Here is a 20,973-nt window from a genome sequence, read left to right on the forward strand (position 1 = left end):
CGCATCTGTTATCGGGGCGAGTTCAGCAGAAGCTGCCATTCGGCATTCGACCACACGTCGGACATTCGCGCGTTATAATCTGGTATGCATTACGCCGGATCTACACCATCATCGATCCTGAATAGTTGTCGATTTGGCATTCATGGGCGCAAAACCAAACTGCGCCTTGAAGGCTCGGCTGAAGGCTGCTTCGGAGTCATAGCCCACTTGTCTGGCGACCGACCCAACCTTGGCATCAGGCTGGCGCATCAAGCCCAAGGCGAGCGTCAGCCGCCAGCGGCTGTGGTAGGAAAGTGGCGCTTCTTTCACCAATGCTGTAAATCGCGCCGCGAAGCCGGACCGGGACAGGCCCGCCACCCGAGCCAGATCGAGCACGGTCCAGCGCCGATAAGGTTCGTCGTGGATGGCCTTGAGCGCGCGGCTGATGCGCGCATCCCCGAGCGCTCCAAGCCAGCCGACATTGCCGCCCCGCTCGATCCGCACCCAGCTACGCAGGATACTGATCACCAGCACGTCGATCAGCCGTGAAATCATGATGGACGCGCCGGGATACACCTCCTGGGCTTCCTTCATCATGAAGTAGCCAAGCCCCTCGGCCCATCCGGCGGTCTCGCCGCTGGCTTTTGGAATGTGAATGACCGACGGCAATGCCGATACGAGCCAGGGCACGGAAGCGCTTTCGAACCGAAAGGCTCCAGCGATAAGCTTGGTCTGTTGGCCGCCTCCGCCGTGGGAGACATTGAGTTTTTCTGCGGTAACCTGCGCCGCCATCAGGGCTGCCAAGTCAGCCTCAGTTGCACACTCGCCATCGCTCAAGCCGTGTCCAAGGCCCCGCGGCAGCATGATCAGATCGCCGGTTGCCAACTGCAAGGCATGGCCCTGATCGTTCACAACCGTCAGGCCCCCTTCGAGCACGATGAAGAAATAAGCCGCTCCTGGATGAAAGCGTAGCGCCCATGGTTGGCTGAGCTCGACTGTAAAGACGATTTCACCATGCAGGCTGACCATGGCCAAAATCTGGGAGAGCAGATCCACCCGAGAGGCGAGCATGATCGCATTTTTGGACGACGGAGCATGCATTGCGGGGCTCTGGTCATGGTGATCCATCTCGGCAAGCCCTAGTTTGGTTTTGTCTTAAACGAGGAATTATCTGGCAGTTCAAGTGTTTCCGTGAAGGCAAGGCCATCCCGGTCTTCCTGCCGTCGTGTAGCCGATAGCATTGCAGATTATCCGAATTAAGCAATCGCGCTGATGCGCTCTATAGGAGCTCCAAATGAAATCTCTTCTTATGTCCGCCCTAATGCTGACGACCGCGATGCTTGGTGCTGCACCCGCAAGGGCCCAGCCGGCTCTCCCGGATCAGACAATTAAGAATATCGTTCTTGTCCACGGCGCCTTCGTCGACGAAACCAGTTGGGACGGCGTCGCTGCAATCCTGACCGCCAAGGGCTACAAGGTGACTGCGGTAAAGAACCCACTGACCTCGCTTGCTGACGACGTCGCTGCCACCAATGCGGTGCTGGATGCGCAAAATGGCCCGGTTGTTCTGGTGGGCCATTCCTGGGGTGGCGTGGTGATCGGCGAGGCGGGCGACAACGCCAAGGTGGCATCACTCGTCTATGTCTCGGCCTTTGCGCCCGAGAAAGGTGAAACCATCACTGCATTGGCAGCCAGCGGTCCGGCAACCCCCGGAGCGGCGGCTATTCGGCCCGACGCAAAGGGTTACTTGAGCATCGATCCTGCAGTATTCCCCAGTGCAGTGGCGGGCGACCTGCCCAAGAAGATCGGTGAACATCTGGCAGCGCACCAGATGCCGATCAACCACACTGCCTTCGATGCGCCTGCTCAAGTCGCGGCATGGCACGACAAGCCAAGCTGGTACGTCCTGAGCTCCAAGGACCTCGTCCTTGATCCCCACGCGCAGGCTTTCTTTGCCGAACGGATGAAGGCCAAGGTGACGACGGTCGAGGGTAGCCACGCCTCGCTGGCCTCGCACGCCAAGGAAGTGGCTGCGGTCATAGAAGCGGCCGCAGGAGCAAAGTAGCCCTCGTCAACCGATGCTATCGCCCGCCTAGCGGTGGTCGGTAGCATCGATGTGCAACGATCCCAGTCGCAGAGCAAAGCCCCCGCCACTACCCATGCGCCATGGCCTCGGACAGCGCCGCACCGGAAACCGCCGGATTAGGACTTAGCCATCAGGCCCCCTCGCCGCCCATGAGGCGGTGTCGTGATCGGGGTGCTGGTTGCTGCTCTCCTTGATCGCCGCGGCCCAGTCGGCGCCGTTGTTTTCGGTCGCACCGGTATTTTCTATGCCCGTGATCGTATCGAACCATGTCACCATGTTCTCGGTGCAGGTATTGGCAAGCGGCGAGAAGGCATGCGGATCGTCAAGCGAACCGATCATCAGGTTGGTGCGACCGTTTTCGAGGTGGTGGAAGAACAATGGCGTGCCGCAATTGGCGCAGAAGCCGCGCTCGACAAGCTCCGAGCTATTCCAGATGCTCGGCTTGCCGCGTGTCCAGCTGAGCGCATCATCGGGCGCGGCGACGAGCGCGGCAAAGATGTTGCCCGAGGCTTTCTGGCACATGCGGCAATGGCAGAGATGCGAATTGTCAAGCATGGCGGTTGCGTGGTAGCGCACGGCACCGCACTGGCAGCCGCCGCTCACCCCCATCTCGATGCGTTTCATTTTTTCTCCTCCTTCAAGAGGCGGGTTTGGGCTTAATCTCTTTAGGGTTTTCGTCACTTTCCCGCTGCCCGAAGCTGTCATGCTGCCTTAGTGGTAGGTCACGACGGGATTGAACACCCTTTGCAGGAAGGGCCTGAGAGCTCCCTGCATGTGGTTCCTTGGAATTTGATGTCCACACTCAAAGACGTGAAGCGTCGCCAGGACTCCGGCATTGGACAGAGCTTTTGAGAAGAGTTCGGCTTGGGCAACAGGAGCACGATCGTCATGCTTTCCATGCAGCAACAACGTCTCAGACCGAACTTCGGGCGCATAATGCAATGCAGAGCGAGCCAGAAAGGCCTCTCTCGATAGGCCCGCCTCTTTCTCGATAGCCCACCGCAAACCGTCTGAACTCTCGCGATAAGCGACTTCAAGATCATAGACGCCGCTGGCTAGAATGACTGCTCGCAGATCAGGAACCTGGGTGGCGACCATGGCCGATGCAACGGCACCACGACTGTTTCCATAGAGAACAATTCTATCAGGATCGACGGAAGGTTGGGCCCGCAGGAAAGCGAGAGCAGCTATGATCGCTTGCTGGGTTTTGGGACCGCAGAAATCTGGAGGGCCATCTGACGCCCCAAAACCAGGCTGCGAGACTGCCGCCGCAGTGATATTCAAACCAGAACAGAACCGAAGCAACGCGCCGCTGTTGACCGCCTCTATCCCTCCAAGCAGACAGCCACCCTGATTGCCGTGGACAAATAGGATTGCTCCTGCGGGCGTTTCGCTTGCGGCTTGAGCCTGAAAAAGCTCGACCGTGGCTCCGTCACCCCGGTCAATGAGATGTCGAGTTACTACCGGCATAACCACCATCAGGTTTTTGCGTGCCGGACAGACAATAGTGCAACTTGTGGCATTGGCAACGTCCGGTGACGGCGGATATGGTTGAGAAACCAAATGGCTTAGCCGCTCATCCGTCCGTTTCGGTCTCTTGATCGAAATTCCGGAAGCGACAGCACAATAAAGGCCACAGATGAATAGTGATCATTTTGATGAACGATCAACTTCCGCACTTATGAATATCATCCAAGACAAGGATGCCGGTAATGAAAATAGGTATGCCGCAACACAATCCGTTTTAAGAAGATGGCGACAAGGAGTTGATCTAAAATTCCTCATCGATCTCCTTCTTTCGGAGAGTTCGCGGGACCGCCTCCGTGGTGCACAATACCTTGCGGAGTTGGGGCAGGAGGTAGAAGGTTTGAATGTCGCTGCGACACAACTCGCCGATGACGCCCTGTCAGATTGTCGTAGGGCGTTTGTCGAATACACAATGAATTCCGGACGCTATGATCAAACGATTTCCAACGCCTTGGCTAAATGCCTATTGGACTTGAACCTATATGTGAGGGTGGAGGTAATTAATTGGGCGGTCCATATATCCGATGAGAGATTTGAAAACTTTTCCCAATTGGTTGAAGCTGGAGCCGGTTGGCCTGAGTTTCGGTTCCCCAACCCTCTGAGCAATGATTTCTGGAATGCCTCCATTCTAAAACGCGCAGTTCGAGGGCTAGATATCATTCGTAGCATCCGCGACGGCAAGGAAATCGAACAGATCAAGAAAGACTTTCCGGAAGAAGACAGTTTTATATTCGATACTATTCAATTTTCGAAAACGCGCCGAGAACGGCTCGCGAAATGGCAAGACAAATCACAGCATTGATTAGCTGGAGCCATGTGTCTCGCCCCTCCTCATTCTAACTCGGCTTGCGCGCAAAGGGCATCGCGCGATCTCTCGACTCCCTCTTCTCCCCGAGGTGAGAAGAGGATATGCCGCACCCTCCTCGGCCCCCGCTCGTCGCCGCAAATCGGACAGCCGTCGGACAAACTGCCCCGCCTACAGCGCCACGCCGGTGCCGCGGTCGAAGACGTGCACCTGATCACTCGTAATACTTGCCTCGAACACGGCGCCGTAACGGGCGGGATATTCGCCGTCGACGATGGCGGTTACCTGCTGTCCGGCAAGATCGAAGACGACATGGGTCTGGGCGCCTGTGGGTTCCACCAGCATCGTCCGGCCGGCAAGCGGCGTGCCGCCTGATATGCCGGGAACGAGATGTTCGGGGCGCAGGCCGATGGTGATGGCCTGGCCGGCCTTGACCTTGCGGTCGGGCGCGATGCGGATCGCCGTGCCGTCGCTGAGACGAGCAGCAGGCCCACCATTTTCGCCGTCGACCGTGCCTTCGAGCATGTTCATCGCCGGCGATCCGATGAAGGCGGCGACGAAGAGATTGGCGGGTTTCCTGTAGAGTTCGAGCGGCGTCCCCTCTTGCTCCACCCTGCCCTGATTGAGCACGACGATGCGGTCGGCAAGCGTCATCGCTTCGATCTGGTCGTGGGTGACGTAGATCGAGGTCGTCCTGACCTTCTGGTGCAGCGTCTTGATTTCCGAGCGCATCTGCACGCGCAGTTTGGCATCGAGGTTGGACAGCGGCTCGTCGAACAGGAAGACGGCGGGATTGCGCACGACGGCGCGACCCATGGCGACGCGCTGGCGCTGGCCGCCGGAAAGCTGGGCCGGCTTGCGGTCGAGGAGGTTGGCGAGATCCAGCATGCGGGCGGCTTCGGCCACCCGGGCCTCGATCTGGGGTTTGGCAACGCCGGCGAGCTTCAGATTGAAGCCCATGTTTTCAGCAACCGTCATGTGCGGGTAAAGCGCGTAGGATTGGAAGACCATGGCGATGTTGCGTTCGCGCGGCGTCATGCTGTTGACGACTTTGCCGCCGATGGCGATCTCGCCATCGGTGATCTCCTCAAGGCCGGCGATCATCCGCAGCAGCGTCGACTTTCCGCAACCGGACGGGCCGACGAGAGCGACGAATTCCCCATCCTCAATATGAAGCGAGATGCCGTGGATGACATCGACGGCGCCATAGGTCTTGCGAATATCGGTCAGTTCAACGGATGCCATGATGGTACTCCAACGGTTCGGCTCAGGACTTCACGGCACCGGCGGTCAGACCGGCGATGATGTGTCTCTGGGCGACGAAAAAGACGATGATGGTGGGAAGGATGGTCAGCGTAATGAAGGCCAGCACCAGCTGCCACTCCGTGCCGTACTCGCCGCGATAGACCATGATGCCGAGCGGCCAGGGATATTTCGATTCCGAGTTCAGCATGATCAGCGGCAGGATGTAGCTGTTCCAGCTGCCGACGAAGGAAATGATGCTGACGGTGGCGACGATCGGCCGCGAAAGCGGCAGCGAGATGTGCCAGAAGAAGCGGAGATAACCGCAGCCGTCGACGAAGGCCGCCTGAAACAATTCTTCCGGAAGATTGCGGAAATAGTTTCGAAACAGCAGGATGCTCATGCCGAGGCCGAAGGCTACCTGCGGCAGCACCACGCCCCAATAGGTATCGAGCAAGCCGAGATCACGGATGCGGATGAACAGCGGCAGGATCGCGGTCGCTGCCGGAAACATCAGGCCGAGCAGGAAATAATTGAGCAGGAACGACGATCCGAAAAACCGGACATGGGCAAAGGCGAAAGCCGCCATCGACGAGACGATCAGCGTCAGGAGGACGGTGAGCGAGGCGATCACCAGAGAATTTCCGATCTGCAGCCAGTAGCGCTCGCCGAAGAGGATATCGGTGTAGTTCGCCCATTGCCACTCCGTCGGCAGGCCGAAGGGATTCGTGCGCAGGTCGCCCAGCGTCTTGAAGCCGCCGAGCGCCGTCGTCAGCAGCGGCACGAGCACGATCGCGGCAATCAGGCTCAGCGACACATAGAGATAGACGCGTGTCGACGTGCTCATGCGGATGGAAGAGCTCATATCAGTCATGGCGCATGAATATCCTTTTGTAACCGAAGGCGAGCGTCACGCAGATGATGAAGAGCACGACGCCGACGGCGCTGCCGAGACCGACCTGCATGCGCATGACGCCATAGGTGTAGAGAAAGGTGACCATCGTCTGGGTGGAGTTGGATGGCCCGCCGCCGGTCAGCGGCATGATCATGTCGAAGAGCTGCAGCGAGCCGACGACGGCAAAGAAGATGGAAAGACGCAAGGTCGAGCCGAGCAGCGGCAGCGTGACGTAGCGAAACTTCTGCCAGCCGGTGGCGCCGTCGATTTCGGCTGCCTCCAGCACGCTCTTGTCGACGGATTGCAGGCCGGCGATGAACAGCATCATGTGGAAGCCGAAATATTTCCAGACGATCACCCCAAGCACGGCGTAGATCGCCACGTCCTTGTCGGCGAGCACGTAAGGGTTGGCAAAGCCGAAGAAGTTGGAAACGGCGGCAAACAGGCCATAGTCGCCATCATAGACGAAGCGCCAGATAAGGCCCGCGGCAACGTCCGCCAGCACATAGGGCAGGAAGAAGATGAGGCGGTAGCCGACGACACCCGGAATGCGGTGCGCCAGCATGGTGGCCAGCCAGATGGCCAGCGGCACCTGGATGCAGATCGAGATCACGATGATCAGGCCGTTATTGACCAGCGCCTGCGTGAAGGCCGCATTTCGAAACAGAACCTGGAAATTGCGCAGCGCGATGAACTCGGTCGGCGTGCCGTAGCCGTTCCACTTATAGAGGCTGTACCAGGCCGCCTCGCCCATCGGCATGATGACGAAGAGCGTGAAAAGCAGCAGCGCTGGCGGCAGGAAGATCAACAGCACCGCCAGCCGGTCATGGGCGACCGAGCTCTTGCTGTTTGCAGCTCTTTTTGCCGGCCTTGCGGCCGTGGTTATCGATGGGACTGAAATATTGGCCATGGGTCCTGCTTTCGCATCTCGTCGGCAGCAATGCTGGCGCTCCGAATTCTAACGGAGCGCCAGGAAGGGTCTGCAGGCGCTGGTTATTGTTCCAGTTCGAAAGCGTCCTGGATCATCTGGGCGCCGTCCTTGGAATTCATCTGACCGGAGACGATTTCCACCGACACGTCGTTGACGACACGGCCAACCGCCGCACCAAGATCCTGGTCGAAATAATTCTGATGCCAGGTCGAGCCGGCCAGCTGTTTTGCCGATTCGGCAAGCAGCGGGTTGGTGACGCCGTCGCCGGCGCCGACGGCAACGGGCAGAAGCATGCCGGCCTTGGCCATCGCCCGCTCATTGTCCGCATTCGTCAGGAAGGCGAGGAAGTCGAGCGCTTCCTTGGAGGCCTTCTTGGTGACGGCCCAGCCGTTCAGACCGCCAAGCGTATCCGTCGGCTTGCCGGCGCCGCCATCGACCGCCGGGAAGGCGAAACGGCCGATATTGTCGGGAGCAAGGCCCTTGCCGTCACCGGCATTCTTGCGCTGGTTGGCCTCGGTATTTTCAAAGCCGAGGATGATCGCAGCCTTGCCGTCACCGAAAACGCCGAGCGCCTGCGGCCAGGTCGAGCCGAGATAGCCGGGCTGGAACGGTTCGAGCTTTCCGAGTTCGGCGAGATCGTCGCCGGCCTTGATGATCGCAGGATCAAGGAAACCTTCGCCCTGGCCGGTCTTTGCCGCTTCGAAGACTTTCTGGCCGCCTTCGCGCATAACGAGATAGCTCCAGTAGAAGTGGATCGGCCATTTTTCACCGCCGCCGCCGGCGATCGGCACGATGCCGGCGGCCTTGATCTTCTTCACCGTGCCGAGAAAATCAGCCCAGTTCTTGATGTCCTCGGCCTTCACGCCGGCCTTGGCAAAGAGTTCCTTGTTGTAGAAAAAGCTGACCAGACCGACCTTATAGGGAACAGCCCAGGTCTTGCCCTCGAATGTCAGGCCGCTGACCGAGGCCGGGCTATAGGCGCCGCGCAGTTTGCCGCCATCGGCATCCAGCGCCGGCGTCACATCCTGGAGGGCGCCGGTCTCGGATTGCTGCTTCAAGACGCCGCCGCCCCAGCTGAAAAAGAAATCCGGCACGTCGTCGGATTGCAGCAATGTCGGAAGCTTGGCCTTGAAGGCCTCGTTTTCGAGAAACTGCATCTGGATATCGACGTCGGGATGCTGGGCTTCGTATTTCTTGACGATGTCTTCCCAGGCCGCGACATATTTCGGGTCGAGCTCGAGATGCAGCCACTTGACGACTGTCGCCGCCGAGGCAGCACCTGCTCCGGCCAGCAACATGCCGGCAGCCGCGGCCATGGATGCGATACGCCTGCCGCCAAAAGCGGCGCTCTTGAACCTAAAAGTCATGATTTTTCCTCCCAGGGGTCCTGTCCTCACAATTTTTCCCCTATGCGGATTAATTCAACGGAGCTTTCGCATATTGTCAACCCAATGCCTCTATTTTTATCAAATGCGCTTGACAGGACCGCTGAATTCCCTGCTATTTATTTCGTAACCCGTTAAAAATATTTGGGTTCCGCCCCAACGAAACGCTCGCCTGGCTAGTTCCAATGAAGACCGCAGATCCCGAATTAATGCGCGCGATCAATCGCTTGAACGTGCTCGATACCATCAGGCGCCATGGTCCGATCTCGCGGATAGAGATCAGCGAGCGTACCGAACTCTCCACTACCACCGTTTCGGCCATCACCGCCTCATTGCTCGACGACGGGCTGATCCTCCCGCGTCACGAAGGCGATATCCGCAACGAGGCGGTGCGCGGTCGGCCGCGGGTGATGCTGGAGCTCAATCCCGATGCCGCCCGCGTGGTCGGCGCCAAGATCGCCGCCAACAGGATGGTCTTCGTCGTCACCAATTTCCGCGGCGATGTGCTGTCGAAGCTCGCCTTGCCGATCCGCATCGACCGGCAGCCGATCGGCGTCATCGCCGATCTGGTCGAGGATGGCGTCAGGCGCTGCGTCGTCGATGCCGGGCTTTCGCTGGAGGATGTCGACAGCGTCTGCCTCGGCTTTCCCGGCGTCATCGAGCACCGCACCGGATATATCCGCAGCAGCCCGATCTTTCGCGACACCAATGTCGATTTCGCCGCCGAAATGTCGACGCGGCTGGCAACGCCGACCATTGTCGAAAGCGACGCCCACGCCATCACGCTTGGCCATCACTGGTTCGGAAAGGCCCGCGATCTCGAGGATATGGTGCTGATTTCGCTGGAACAGACGCTGGGGCTCGGGGTCCTGCACGGCAACAGCCTGTTTCGCGGCGCCGGCGGACTCAGCCACAATCTCGGCGACCTCGTGCTCGGCATGGGACCGAACGGCGTCGTCCGGCTTTTCAGCCAGGCCGGCGAAAGCGCGATCCTCGGCGAACAGCAGGCCGACGGGCGTTTTGCCGAAGCGATCCGTCTCGGCCGCGGCATGAACCATGCCCAGGCGCTGATCAAGGCCGATGACGACCGGCTGATCAGTGCCGCGATCCGCGCCGGCGAAGCGGTAGGTTTGACCATTGCCAACATCGTCACGCTGTTTGCGCCGCCGCGGGTCATCCTGGTCGGATCGAGCCTAGCGCTCGGCGAACCCTTTCTCAATAGCCTGCGCGATGCCTATGCGCTCGCCATTCCGCCATCGCTGCGCGGGGTGAGCGAACTCGTCTTCGACGATTCGACCGACGATTTCTGGGCGCAAGGTGCGGCGGCGGTGGCGCTCTACGAACTCTACGAATCGCCCTGGAGCACGACAGGGCCGGCGCTCTGACGGGCGTCACAATCAAGACTCAATGGAGGAATTCATGGACAAGGTCGGTATCGGCATCATCGGATGCGGCAATATTTCGGGCGCCTATCTCACGGCGATGGCATCCTTTCCCATTCTCGAGATCCGCGGCGTCGCCGATCTCAACCGGGAGCTGGCAGAAGCAAAGGCTGCGGAATTCAATGTTCCCGTCAAGACCGTCGAGGAGCTTTTCGCCGATCCCAAGGTCGAGATCATCGTCAATCTGACGATCCCGAAGGCCCATGTTGCCGTGGCATTGCAGGCGCTTGAGGCCGGCAAACATACCTATTCGGAAAAGCCGCTCGGGATTAATTTCGCGGAAGGGAAAAAATTGGCGGAAGCCGCAAAGGCGAGGAATCTCCGCATCGGCGCTGCCCCCGACACCTTCCTCGGCGGCGGCCACCAGACGGCCCGTGCGTTGATCGACCAAGGCGTCATCGGCCAGCCGGTCGGCGGCTCGGCAACCTTCATGTGCCCGGGCCATGAGCGCTGGCATCCGAACCCGGCCTTCTATTACGAGGTTGGCGGCGGGCCGATGCTCGATATGGGTCCTTACTACATCACCGATCTCGTCAATCTTCTCGGGCCGGTTTCTCAAGTTGCGGGTTTTGCGACGACGCCGCGATCGGAACGGCTGATCACCAGCGAGCCGCGCAACGGCGAGCGCATTCCCGTGCATGTGCCGACCCATGTCACCGGCATGATGGCCTTTGCCAATGGCGCCGTCGTCCAGATCGCCATGAGCTTCGATGTCGCCGGCCACAAGCATGTGCCGCTGGAAGTCTACGGAACCGAGGGCACGCTGATCGTTCCCGATCCGAACAAGTTCGCCGGCCCTGTGGAATATCTGAAGAAGGGCGGTGCGTTCGAGGACCAGCCGGTCACATCACCCTATGCCGACGGCAACTACCGCTCGCTCGGCGTCGCCGACATGGCGCATGCGATCCGCTCCAACCGGCCGCATCGCGCCAATGGCGATCTGGCGCTGCATGTGCTCGAAGTTATGGAAGCGTTCCACACCGCTGCCGCAACCGGCCGGACGGTCACGATCACCACGGCAACGGAGCGCCCTGCCCCCTTGTCCGATTCCATCGTCGACGGACGGCTGGCGAAATAAGTTTCAGGAGGAAAGACTATGCGTGAAGCACTGATCGTTTGGGGCGGCTGGAGCGGGCATGAGCCGCAGGAGTGCGCCGAAATCATCAAGACCATGCTCGAGGAGGACGGCTTCAAGGTCTACCTCGAACACGGCACCGAGGCGCTTGCCGACCCTTCCGTCCATGACCTCAGCCTCGTCGTGCCGATCATGACGATGTCGAAGATCGAGAAGGAAGAGGTCAAGAACCTCGCCACCGCAATCGAAAGCGGCGTCGGTATCGCCGGCTATCACGGCGGCGCGGGCGACGCCTTCCGCGAATCCGTCGACTACCAGTTCATCATCGGCGGCCAGTGGGTGGCTCATCCCGGCAACATCATCGACTATACCGTCAACATCACCCGCCCCGACGATCCGCTCATGGAGGGTATTGCCGATTTTCCCTATACCTCAGAGCAATATTACATGCATGTCGACCCGTCGAACGAGGTTCTGGCGACGACCAGGTTCACCGGCGAACACGCCTACTGGATCGACGGCGTCGTCATGCCCGTCGTCTGGAAGCGGAAATACGGCAAGGGCCGCGTCTTCTATTCCTCGCTCGGCCATCAGGCCAAGGAATTCGACGTTCCCCCGATGAAGACCATCTTCCGCCGCGGCGCCAACTGGGCTGCGCGGTAGGCTAGGCCGTCCGGTTCGTGCGGATGGCTGCCTCTCATCTAACCTTATCGGGGTCGAGCCACTCGTCTCGACCCTCCAGACCCTGTAAACGCGGCGAAGGACGTGCCTTGCGAGATGTGGCGAGGGACGGAGAGGTCGCGGCATAATCTCTTCTCCCCTCGGGGAGAAGGTGCCGGCAGGCGGATGAGGGGGGCCACACGGAACACCTCGCACATAATCCACCTATCCCGCCACACCGACGGCAACGGCAAGATCCAGCGCCCTGACCTCGGTCGAGACGACACGACCGGCTTCGCCGGCCCCCTCATCCGCCCTACGGGCTCTCCCCGCTGGGGAGAAGAGGGAATCGAGACGTTGCGGCATGTCCCTTCGCCCTGGGGCGGACGAAACCGACCCCGGGCTCAGCGGATGATCAATGCCGTCCCGTAGAGCCCCAGCGCAAAAACCGTATGAGCCAGCAGATTGAAGCAGCGGACCTTGTTCGGGGTCGGATGTTTGGAGGCGGCCCAGCCGATGCCGAGGCCCGGCTGCAGCAGGAACCACCCTGCCCCGACGGTGACGATGCCGAAGATCCAGGCGGGAAGAAATGTCGGGGCCGCCAGCCAGGCCGAGCCCATGATGATGGCGAAGATCACCCCATAGAGCATGCCGACGGCGTAATGGCTGATCCAACCGAGCGCCAGTTCATGAGCATAGGGCTCGGCGTCGGCAATGCTCTCGTGAAAGACCTTGCCGCGGCCAAGGTGCCAGAACCAGCGTCCCACAGGAGCCCAGTTGGGCGCCGACTGGCCGAACTGGGTGAGCAGGATCGCCCAGAGGTCCATGAGGATGGTTGCGCCGGCGCCGATCACCAGGCCGCGCCACAGAATATCGAACATTGGGAATCACCGGAAAACGTTGCGATTGCAGGACGCTACAAGATCATTGCAGAAGCGCCGGCGCAATGGCTCCGGTGAATTCAAAAGGCACATTCCGGAGTGATTCAGAGCCTAATCTGCCTGCGGTCCGTCCTCGCCCTGCGTCTTACCCGCGCCATTGCCGATATCGCCGCTGATATCCTCCGCAAACTTCCGCATGAGGCGCACGAGTTCATTGAAGTCGTGTTCGTCCCAGCTCTCGAAAATGGCCCGGCCCATCCGCTCGCGGGCGACGTCGATGCGATCGGTCATTGCCTTGCCCTTCGGGCTGATGACCGCCTCGCGCACGCGGCGGTCGGCGGCATTGCCGCGGCGCTCCACCAGATCGAGACTTTCGAGCTTGGCGACCTGGCGGCTGACGGTGGTGTAGTCGCGCCCGGCGCGGTCGGCGAGTTCGACCACGCCGATGGGACCGAGCCGTTCGATCGTGACCAGCAGCGGAAACAGCGCGCGATCGAGCGAAATCCCCGCCTCGCGGACCATCTGCTCGTCGCGCTGCGGGCGGTTCATGACGCTGACGATCTCGATCAAAGCCCCATGCAACTCGCGCAGTTTTCCGCTTATATGTGTATTTTGCACATTCTTTGTTGACGTCATGCCGTTTCTCCTATTATGTGCATAATACACACATGGAGAGATCAATGACAGAGAATTCCACAGTCGACGTGCTGATATCGGGCGGCGGGGCTGCCGGCCTGACGCTGGCAATCGAGCTGGCGCGGCGGGGCGTATCCTTCCGCCTGATCGAAAAATTGAACGACCCGTTCCGCGGTTCCCGCGGCAAGGGCATTCAGCCGCGGAGCCAGGAAGTGTTTGAGGATCTCGGCATTCTCGACCGGATCGTCGCCCAAGGCGGCACCTATCCCAGGCAGCGGGAATATCGTGACGACGGCAGCGTCAGCGAATCTGACGCCGTGGTGGGTGGGGAGCCGACACCGGCAGAGCCCTATCATCTTCCGCTGATGGTGCCGCAGTTCCTGACCGAAGGCGTGATGCGCGAGCGCCTGCTCGAACTTGGGCATCGCCCCGAATTTGGATGCGAACTGATCGGCTTCGAACAGGATGAGGCGGGCGTGACTGCTCGGCTTAAGGGCACATCCGGTGAAGAGGCCATCCGCGTGCGCTGGCTCGTCGGCGCCGATGGCGGCCGCAGCTTCGTGCGCCATGCTCTGGATATCGGCTTTCCCGGCAAGACGCTCGGCGTGCGCGCCATGGTCGCCGATGTCATTCTGACAGGGTTGGACCGAGAGGTATGGCATCGCTTCGGCGATGGCGACATGCAGCAGCAGATCGCCATTTGCCCACTCGCGGGGACGGATCTGTTCCAGATCCAGGGACCCATCCCGCTCGAAGGCGAGGTCGACCTCTCCGCGGCAGGCTTGACCGCCCTGGTGAAGGAGCGCACCGGCCGCGACGACATCGAGGTCCAATCGGTCTCCTGGGCGTCAGCCTTCCATATGAACGCCCGGCTTGCCGATCGCTACCGGCTCGGCCGCGTGTTCCTGGTCGGCGATGCCGCCCATACGCATCCGCCGACCGGCGGACAAGGTCTGAATACCAGCGTTCAGGACGCCTATAATCTCGGATGGAAACTGGCTGCGGTCACTGCCGGTGCTCCCGACGCACTGCTCGACAGCTACGAGGAAGAGCGCCGCCCGGTCGCCGCCGCCGTGCTCGGTCTGGCGACCAATCTTCTCGACGCCATGAAGCGAGGCGATATGCGGCGCGGCCGCGATGTGCATCAACTCGATATCGGCTATCCCTCCTCCTCCTTCGCTCTGGAAAAGCCGGAGCGGAACGCCGGCCTGCTTGCGGGCGACCGTGCGCCCGATGCGCCGCTCAAAGGTGTCACCGGCCAGCCGACGCGTCTGTTCGAACTGTTCAGAGGGCCGCACTGGACACTGCTGGGTTACGAGGCCGAGCAAGCCGCCGTGCCGCCGCGCCCCGGCCTGCATATCCACAGGATCGGCGAGCGCGGAGATGTCATCGATGAAGGCGGGCATTTCCATGATGCTTACGGCCTGACATCGGGCGACTGGGTGCTCGTGCGTCCGGACGGCCATGTCGGCGCTATCATTGCGTCTGCTCACGCCTGGGCTCTGGAAGCCTATCTCGCAAATGTCGGCCTTGCTGCATAGGCGGCAACTGAAAGCGTCACCGCCTCGGCGCGTCTGAAAACAGGCGCGTTGCTGGGAGCCTGGCCGCGGGAATACCAGCCGGAGAAGCGCGTCGATGCGGGTTTCTCGGGGCGGCCGCCCGCGTCGCAGCGCCCTATCGTCAATGAGAGAGAGATGTGATGAGCGACGAACTGCGTCCGATCGATGCTGCCGCAAGCGTTGCGTCGCAGAAACTTGACTGGCGGCTGATGCTGCCGGTTTTCATCATCGTCAGCCTCGATGCCGCCAGCAGCGGCGCCATCCTGCCGATCCTGCCATTCTACCTCCGGAATCTCGGCGCGTCGCCGCTCGTTCTCGGGCTTGTCCTCGGTGCGGAAGCGCTCAGCCAGTTCGTTGCCGCTCCCTGGCTGGGTCAACTTTCCGACCGTTACGGACGCAAGAGGGTTTTGCTCGCCAGCCAGGCCGGAGCGCTGATCAGCCTTTTGCTGCTGGCGCTTGCCAACAGCGTCGTCTTCGTGCTGCTGGCGCGGATCCTGCTCGGCCTGACCGCAGCCAACTTCTCGGCCGCGGCAGCCTATGCCGCCGACAACAGCAGCCCCACCACCCGGCGCCAAGCCATCGGCATTCTGAGCGCAGGCCTCGGCCTTGGTGGAATGATCGGACCGAGCCTCTCCGGATACCTTGCCGACATTTCCCTGACGGCGCCGATCTGGGTCGCGCTTGCCCTGTCGGCAACCAGCATGCTGGTGACCGGGCTTTGGCTGAAAGGCGCCGATGCGCACGGCCGGTTCGGCGACGACAGCGAAGCGGACGAGACGGTCGGCGAGAAAGTTTCCTTCCGAACCCTGCTCGCCTCACCGGTCATCCGCGTCCTCGTCGCAGTTCTTCTCTGCCACTATTTCTCATACGGGATGTTCAGTTCGCAGCTCGCCGTTTTTCTGGCGGATACTTTCATCTGGAACGAGCATGCGTTCGGTCCGAAGGAGTTGGGTTACCTCCTGACCGCCGACGGTGCGATCAACGTCCTGGTCCAGCTTTTCCTGCTGAGATGGCTCGGCGGCACCTTCTCTGAACGAGGCCTGATAGTCCTGGTCTTCACCATTCTCTCGATTGGCTATGTCACTGCTGGCCTCGCCACCGACATCGCCACCCTCGCCTTCGCCGTCCTTTGCATCAGCACGGGCGTGGCATTGGCTCGGCCGACATTCGTTGCGGCGCTCTCCGTGCATGTGCCGCAGCAACGCCAGGGCATCGTCATGGGGGCAACGCAGTCGCTTGTCGCCGTCACCGACATCGTCACGCCGGTCCTTGCCGGCGTCATTCTCGGGCAGAGCTTGTATGGCGCATGGATCGGCGCCGTGGTGGCGATCGCCCTGGTCGGGGCCGCCATCGCCCGCAGCCGGCTCCCCGCGATCGATCCGGAGACGAGCGCTGCCGGCGGCTGACGCCTCTTGCCAGGGCCGGATCGCCTCAGTTTCAGAGAGCATCCCGCTCGTATCGCGGCGCCCATCCGCGGGCCATCCCGCGGCTCATCACGCTTTCCGCCAGCGCCAATTGCTGGCGGAGATGTTTGCAGTCATCGAGCAGCGAGCGGATCGCCGCCTTGGCATTATCGTCATGCCAGGCAAGCACGGCTTCGACTTCCCAAGCTTGATCGGGCCAGGCCTGATCGAGCCCAGCTTGTTCGGGGCGTGCCCGATGGGGTTCCAAGGTTTTTGCCGGCTGCATCAGTTCAGCGCCAATGGCAATTGAACCGGCCGCGGCAAGGGCGGCAGCGGCCGGCTGAGTTCGACCTTTCTCTGCCAGGCGGCACGTCGCTGTTGATCTCGCTCGCGGGCTGCGCGGGACGCTTCGACAAGCGCGAGGGCGTTGGCGATCACCTGTTCCGTATGCGTCATGATCATCTCCAATGTTCCTGTTTTGTTCTAAGTTAGAACTTCGGCAGGAAAAGTCAAGCGTCGGGACGATCTGGCTTTGAGGATAGGTGGGGAAGCGCGGAGCGTATTCAGTCCGCCGCTTCTATGACGGCAATGCCGGCCTCCTGTGCCGCCCTGATGAAGGCGGCCCGCACGTGTTCCGGTGGGAGATCGCCGATAATCGCATCCAGGCACGACTTGACGGCCTCGAAATACTCTTCGCCGTCGTCTACCGGCCAGTCGCGCAGGAGCGTGCGCGCGGCGTCCCACACAGAGTTAATAACGGCATAATGGCCGAGCCCCATTGAGGCCAAGCCAACCGGTCGAAAATGTGCCGTCTGTCTCACTTTGCTACAGCTTTTCCCAATTTCGGTGGAGGTCATGGAATACGATGCAATTTGCGTGCCGTTGGCAAGCCGCCTACCGGCCGAAGCGTGGCTTTTGATCATAGAACAGGATGATTTTAGACTAGGTCGGCCTAAAATCTGAATCCTGTTCTACATTATATAGTTAGAGCATGACGTCGCCCGAAAACCGCTCACACTTTCGGCATCGTGCTCTCGTCAATCATGGCCGTCACAGACGTGTTTCTCCATCCCTCCCGGATCCGGCAACAGCCGCGCTTGAGAACATGGAACGCCTGAAGACCCCGACAGCTCCCCCGACCAGTCATTAAGCGACTGATTATGGTAAATATCGGGCTTACATCCCACGTCCGCTGATTAAAACTCAGTCTTTCCTTTTATACTCTATAATGATTACAGCAACTCATATGCATTGCTGGAAGCAAGAACCTCTCTAATCACTCATGGATTGTGCCAGAGGTGGACGGAGTTTCATCCGGGTCGTACAATGCGATTTATCCTGCACGCGCCGGATCTGGGAGGAGCGCGCGATGCCTATTTTCATGGATCGACACTTTCTTGAAGGAACGTCAGCGGCTGACGTTGCTCAGGCACATCGCATGGATCTCGATATCCAGGACAAGTACGGCGTCAAGTTCCTGACCTACTGGTTCGATCAGCGGCGCGGGACCGCCTTCTGCCTCGTGGATGCGCCGGATGCCGAAACTGCGCAATGTGTGCATCGCGAGGCGCACGGCTTCGTCGCCGGCGAGATCGTCGAGGTCGCCTTGTCAGCGGTCGAGGCTTTTCTTGGCCGAATCCATGACCCTGAGCCGGCGCCCGGCCAATCCTCCGCTCAGGTGGATCCCGGCCACCGGGCAATCCTCTTTACCGATATCGTCGGATCGACAGCGATGACATCGCGCCTCGGCGACCGGATTGCGACCGAAATGGTCCGAGCCCATGACTCTATCGTGCGCCGACGCCTCAGCCAGAATTCAGGTCGGGAGGTGAAACACACCGGCGACGGCATCATGGCCGCCTTCGCCGCGACAACGGCAGCCGTCGAATGCGCCATGGCGATCCAGCGGGAATTCGAGCGTTACAACGGCGGAAACACCGAGCCTATCCATATCCGCATCGGACTGGACTGCGGCGAGCCGGTCGAGGACAGCAACGACCTCTTCGGCTCGACCGTGCAACTTGCCGCGCGACTATGCTCGGCAGCCTCCAGCGACCAGATCCTCGTCTCGGAGAATATTTTTCGGGAGTACGGCGCCGCCGATCTCTTCGCTCACGCAACGCGCCGACGGTTCAAGGGGTTCTCGAAGCCCATGCTGGTCTTCCGATGCGACTGGGCCAATGCCGGCGTAAACTAGGATCTGTTGGATCCGACACCCACCAAACAGCCGGCTGCCTCCTGGCAGGGCTTGCCGCGGCGCTTTGTGGCCAAGAAATAGGCGATCATACGATCTGTTGATATGGAAACCAGAACGCGCCGCAACTGATGTGACGGCGCGCCCTCCCTGCCATGCAGACAGCCCCCAACAGGCCTATATCTGACTAAGCATTACCAATTTGATGGTTCATCGGTCCGTCGAATTTGGGGCCACCCTCGACCTTCGCAAGGACGCCAGCCATGTTCAGGAACCGCCGGAAATTCTCGCGCGCAGCGCTCAGCGGGAAACGCCCGTTGGCCGCATCTCTGCACGCCTTCAACAGCGTGTCATATGCCAAACCCCGTTTGTCCTCCGGCCACCCGTCCAGAACATCGAAGATTTCATCGAGGCACGTGACCTCATCGATGATATGTTGACGATGAAGCAGAATCGGATCGAACCGAGTTGACGACATAGTATCCTCCCATTTATATTACTTTTTTATGGTGTAATTTTACTCAAAAACCACAATCTATTCAAGTCGAAATCGCGTCCGCTTGACTATTAACGTCGTGAAACTACTTCCATAACGACAGAATAGCCCGACCAGGCTAGACTTACGTGACTTTAATCATCGACTGAGGCGCGACGCATCACGATTATAGATTGATTGATCAATCGTGCGAATGTTTCGGCTCAGGTGAGCGTGATCTAGCGGGCCAGAAGTTTTCGTAGAGGCTCGCGTTGGCATGGTAGATTGCGACCATGACAAGCTTATGAGGAGACGTTCAGATGAACCGATTTTTTCCATTGGTAGCGGGAGTGCTGATCGGTGTGTCCGCGTTCACGTCTTCCTGCACGTCGCCTGCAAGGCAGGATCACCAGGACTTTCAATATCAGCGGAATACATCGGTAAACCCGGCATGTGCGGATGGGTTCAGACCCAGCAATGCTCGCTCGTGCAGCTATTGAAAGGCATAGAGCCGGAAATTGGGCGGCACGCTACAGCAATTGGACCGGTTGGGAACTCCAAGCCCTGCCTCACCGTTAAGTGATCGGGTCACAACGGCCCGACACTCAACAGGAGAACGGTTTCCCATGAACAATTTGATCTGGCTTGTCGGCGCTGTCGTTATCGTGCTCGCGATTTTGAGTTTCTTCGGCTTCCGCTGATTACAGACGTTGCTTAAGTAAAGTGCGGCGGCTCAACCGCGCCTTCTCCTGCCGGCGATCAGAGGGACGATGAAATCCTCTGCGCCGATGGATCCATAGGGATTGAGAGCGCTCGTCCTACTTGGCGGGGCTGGGCTGACATTTGCACGTCGAGCGGCGTTTTGCCGAGTGCTGCCGCAATGTCTTTCGCCAGATTACTCAAAGCGTCGGGCTCGAATCGAGACTACCGCCGCTTCTTCGACTATCCGCAGAATGGCGTGTGATCAGCGCAAAAAGTGGATGATCACCCCCTCGGTCTTCCATTACAGTCAGCCGTTTCGACCTCTCGAGGCAGATGGTAAAGGACAATCGATGGCTGGTCTTGTGGGTCCGGATGAAGCGGCTCAATCGGAAAAGCAGACTGCAAAAGGCGATCGGCCGGCGGGCTTGGCGCGGGATGTTACAGCCATCAAGATCGGCGACTGTCTGCTCGGTTACAAAGCCGTCCAGCGCCGCATGCGGGCCAGCCGTTGGAACCATTTCCGCGGCCGGATGCGCGAGATCGAAAAATTGATCAGGCATCGCCATGGAGACATCGTGCCCGAGGCCGATGACGCATTGATTTACGTCGAGGTGATCGCCGGCCTCGCCCTTGTCGAATTCAAGGAAGAGTTTGTCGAGGTGGTCCTCGGCTGGGCGGCGCGATGGCTTCCCTGGGCTGGGAAAGCCGACATAGAGGAAGTGATCTACGAGCGGACAAACGTCCGCTTTTCTAACCTGTCCGCCGACGCGCTCGGTCACGCTCTGCACTTAAGCTACGCGGAACGGAGCGCCCTCGATATCCGCACCATCGGTGCATTCGATGTGCCGAAACGGAAGAGAGCAAAACTTCAAAAGGAAAAGCGGCGGCAGCGGGACCGAAGCCGAAAAGAGGAGCAGCGCCGCGCCGCCGGCGCGCTTTCCAGAGCCGATTATCTCGTCAATTCTTTCAGCCAAGTGCGCCCCTGGGAGGCTTTCGGCATCAGCCGCCGGACATGGGAACGCCGCGGCAAACCGATGCCGGATGCCGCGACGATATTGGATTGCGATCCGATCTCGCTCGCCGCTTAGGTCAGCGC

The 20,973-nt window shown here is 60.1% G+C and carries 23 protein-coding genes; 9 read left to right on the forward strand and 14 right to left on the reverse strand.

Translation table 11 applies throughout. The features are described 5' to 3' along the window. Positions 1-108: 108 nt before the first annotated feature. Positions 109-1,107 (reverse strand): AraC family transcriptional regulator, encoded by a 999-nt coding sequence (locus G9X67_RS13000; RefSeq protein ID WP_246705392.1) that lies wholly within the window; start codon positions 1,105-1,107, stop codon positions 109-111. Positions 1,108-1,273: 166 nt separating this feature from the next. Between G9X67_RS13000 and G9X67_RS13005 the strand changes: the two genes are divergently transcribed. Then, positions 1,274-2,044, forward strand: coding sequence for an alpha/beta hydrolase (locus G9X67_RS13005; RefSeq protein ID WP_171598816.1), 771 nt, complete (start codon positions 1,274-1,276; stop codon positions 2,042-2,044). A 144-nt stretch (positions 2,045-2,188) separates the two neighbouring features. Here the strand turns inward: G9X67_RS13005 and G9X67_RS13010 are convergent, their stop codons facing one another. Together G9X67_RS13010 and G9X67_RS13015 are read right to left on the reverse strand one after the other, a co-directional pair. Beyond that, the gene (locus G9X67_RS13010; RefSeq protein WP_171598817.1) at positions 2,189-2,689 is read right to left on the reverse strand and encodes a GFA family protein; all 501 of its coding nucleotides are present in this window, start codon (positions 2,687-2,689) and stop codon (positions 2,189-2,191) included. 87 nt (positions 2,690-2,776) lie between these two features. After that, the gene (locus G9X67_RS13015) at positions 2,777-3,544 is read right to left on the reverse strand and encodes an alpha/beta fold hydrolase (RefSeq protein ID WP_171598818.1); all 768 of its coding nucleotides are present in this window, start codon (positions 3,542-3,544) and stop codon (positions 2,777-2,779) included. A gap of 160 nt (positions 3,545-3,704) precedes the next feature. Between G9X67_RS13015 and G9X67_RS13020 the strand changes: the two genes are divergently transcribed. After that, complete coding sequence (locus G9X67_RS13020) at positions 3,705-4,394, forward strand: hypothetical protein (RefSeq protein ID WP_171598819.1); 690 nt, start codon at positions 3,705-3,707, stop codon at positions 4,392-4,394. A gap of 174 nt (positions 4,395-4,568) precedes the next feature. Here the strand turns inward: G9X67_RS13020 and ugpC are convergent, their stop codons facing one another. The 4 genes from ugpC to G9X67_RS13040 all read right to left on the reverse strand — a co-directional run bounded on the left by ugpC (position 4,569) and on the right by G9X67_RS13040 (position 8,832). Beyond that, entirely contained in the window at positions 4,569-5,642 is a 1,074-nt protein-coding gene (gene ugpC, locus G9X67_RS13025) for a sn-glycerol-3-phosphate ABC transporter ATP-binding protein UgpC (protein ID WP_171598820.1), read from the reverse strand. Positions 5,643-5,664: 22 nt separating this feature from the next. Further along, entirely contained in the window at positions 5,665-6,513 is an 849-nt protein-coding gene (locus G9X67_RS13030) for a carbohydrate ABC transporter permease (RefSeq protein WP_003539503.1), read from the reverse strand. Then, complete coding sequence (locus G9X67_RS13035; protein ID WP_003559249.1) at positions 6,506-7,444, reverse strand: sugar ABC transporter permease; 939 nt, start codon at positions 7,442-7,444, stop codon at positions 6,506-6,508. The genes G9X67_RS13030 and G9X67_RS13035 overlap by 8 nt, the downstream gene beginning before the upstream one ends. A gap of 83 nt (positions 7,445-7,527) precedes the next feature. Next, the gene (locus G9X67_RS13040) at positions 7,528-8,832 is read right to left on the reverse strand and encodes an extracellular solute-binding protein (protein ID WP_138389238.1); all 1,305 of its coding nucleotides are present in this window, start codon (positions 8,830-8,832) and stop codon (positions 7,528-7,530) included. A 203-nt stretch (positions 8,833-9,035) separates the two neighbouring features. Here G9X67_RS13040 and G9X67_RS13045 point away from each other — a divergent pair, with 203 nt between their 5' ends. Genes G9X67_RS13045 through G9X67_RS13055 form a run of 3 tightly spaced genes read left to right on the forward strand, consistent with a single transcriptional unit; the run spans position 9,036 to position 12,030 of the window. Next, positions 9,036-10,235 (forward strand): ROK family transcriptional regulator, encoded by a 1,200-nt coding sequence (locus G9X67_RS13045; RefSeq protein WP_003539497.1) that lies wholly within the window; start codon positions 9,036-9,038, stop codon positions 10,233-10,235. A 34-nt stretch (positions 10,236-10,269) separates the two neighbouring features. Further along, positions 10,270-11,370: a Gfo/Idh/MocA family oxidoreductase gene (locus G9X67_RS13050; RefSeq protein WP_171598821.1), complete on the forward strand. Its 1,101-nt coding sequence runs from the start codon at positions 10,270-10,272 to the stop codon at positions 11,368-11,370. Positions 11,371-11,388: 18 nt separating this feature from the next. Beyond that, entirely contained in the window at positions 11,389-12,030 is a 642-nt protein-coding gene (locus G9X67_RS13055) for a ThuA domain-containing protein (RefSeq protein ID WP_171598822.1), read from the forward strand. Between the two features lie 222 nt (positions 12,031-12,252). Here G9X67_RS13055 and G9X67_RS13060 read toward each other — a convergent pair whose 3' ends face one another. The 3 genes from G9X67_RS13060 to G9X67_RS13070 all read right to left on the reverse strand — a co-directional run bounded on the left by G9X67_RS13060 (position 12,253) and on the right by G9X67_RS13070 (position 13,544). Continuing rightward, entirely contained in the window at positions 12,253-12,393 is a 141-nt protein-coding gene (locus tag G9X67_RS13060; RefSeq protein WP_171598823.1) for a hypothetical protein, read from the reverse strand. Between the two features lie 38 nt (positions 12,394-12,431). Further along, positions 12,432-12,908 carry a DUF2938 domain-containing protein gene (locus G9X67_RS13065; RefSeq protein WP_171598824.1) on the reverse strand — a complete coding sequence of 159 codons (477 nt, stop codon included), beginning with the start codon at positions 12,906-12,908 and terminating at the stop codon, positions 12,432-12,434. 111 nt (positions 12,909-13,019) lie between these two features. After that, the gene (locus G9X67_RS13070) at positions 13,020-13,544 is read right to left on the reverse strand and encodes a MarR family winged helix-turn-helix transcriptional regulator (RefSeq protein WP_138389240.1); all 525 of its coding nucleotides are present in this window, start codon (positions 13,542-13,544) and stop codon (positions 13,020-13,022) included. A gap of 44 nt (positions 13,545-13,588) precedes the next feature. Between G9X67_RS13070 and G9X67_RS13075 the strand changes: the two genes are divergently transcribed. Next, the gene (locus G9X67_RS13075; RefSeq protein ID WP_171598825.1) at positions 13,589-15,085 is read left to right on the forward strand and encodes an FAD-dependent oxidoreductase; all 1,497 of its coding nucleotides are present in this window, start codon (positions 13,589-13,591) and stop codon (positions 15,083-15,085) included. A gap of 158 nt (positions 15,086-15,243) precedes the next feature. Continuing rightward, positions 15,244-16,509: an MFS transporter gene (locus G9X67_RS13080; RefSeq protein ID WP_138329532.1), complete on the forward strand. Its 1,266-nt coding sequence runs from the start codon at positions 15,244-15,246 to the stop codon at positions 16,507-16,509. Positions 16,510-16,540: 31 nt separating this feature from the next. Here the strand turns inward: G9X67_RS13080 and G9X67_RS13085 are convergent, their stop codons facing one another. From G9X67_RS13085 to G9X67_RS13095, 3 genes are all read right to left on the reverse strand, one after another. Then, positions 16,541-16,792 carry a hypothetical protein gene (locus tag G9X67_RS13085; protein ID WP_138329533.1) on the reverse strand — a complete coding sequence of 84 codons (252 nt, stop codon included), beginning with the start codon at positions 16,790-16,792 and terminating at the stop codon, positions 16,541-16,543. Then, entirely contained in the window at positions 16,792-16,962 is a 171-nt protein-coding gene (locus G9X67_RS13090) for a hypothetical protein (RefSeq protein WP_162039352.1), read from the reverse strand. The genes G9X67_RS13085 and G9X67_RS13090 overlap by 1 nt, the downstream gene beginning before the upstream one ends. 107 nt (positions 16,963-17,069) lie before the next feature. Further along, complete coding sequence (locus tag G9X67_RS13095; RefSeq protein ID WP_011651896.1) at positions 17,070-17,327, reverse strand: DUF982 domain-containing protein; 258 nt, start codon at positions 17,325-17,327, stop codon at positions 17,070-17,072. Between the two features lie 548 nt (positions 17,328-17,875). On the opposite strand from G9X67_RS13095, the gene G9X67_RS13100 reads away from it, so the two are divergent. After that, positions 17,876-18,703 (forward strand): nickel-binding protein, encoded by an 828-nt coding sequence (locus G9X67_RS13100; protein WP_171598826.1) that lies wholly within the window; start codon positions 17,876-17,878, stop codon positions 18,701-18,703. 184 nt (positions 18,704-18,887) lie between these two features. Here G9X67_RS13100 and G9X67_RS13105 read toward each other — a convergent pair whose 3' ends face one another. Next, a complete protein-coding gene (locus G9X67_RS13105) occupies positions 18,888-19,178 on the reverse strand; it encodes a DUF982 domain-containing protein (RefSeq protein WP_012757379.1) in 291 nt (96 codons plus the stop codon). A gap of 1,049 nt (positions 19,179-20,227) precedes the next feature. Here G9X67_RS13105 and G9X67_RS13110 point away from each other — a divergent pair. Continuing rightward, on the forward strand, positions 20,228-20,965 hold the full coding sequence (locus G9X67_RS13110) for a hypothetical protein (protein WP_138330059.1): 738 nt from the start codon (positions 20,228-20,230) through the stop codon (positions 20,963-20,965). Positions 20,966-20,973 lie beyond the last annotated feature (8 nt).

Source organism: Rhizobium sp. WYCCWR 11152 (assembly GCF_013087615.1).
GTDB lineage: Bacteria > Pseudomonadota > Alphaproteobacteria > Rhizobiales > Rhizobiaceae > Rhizobium > Rhizobium indicum.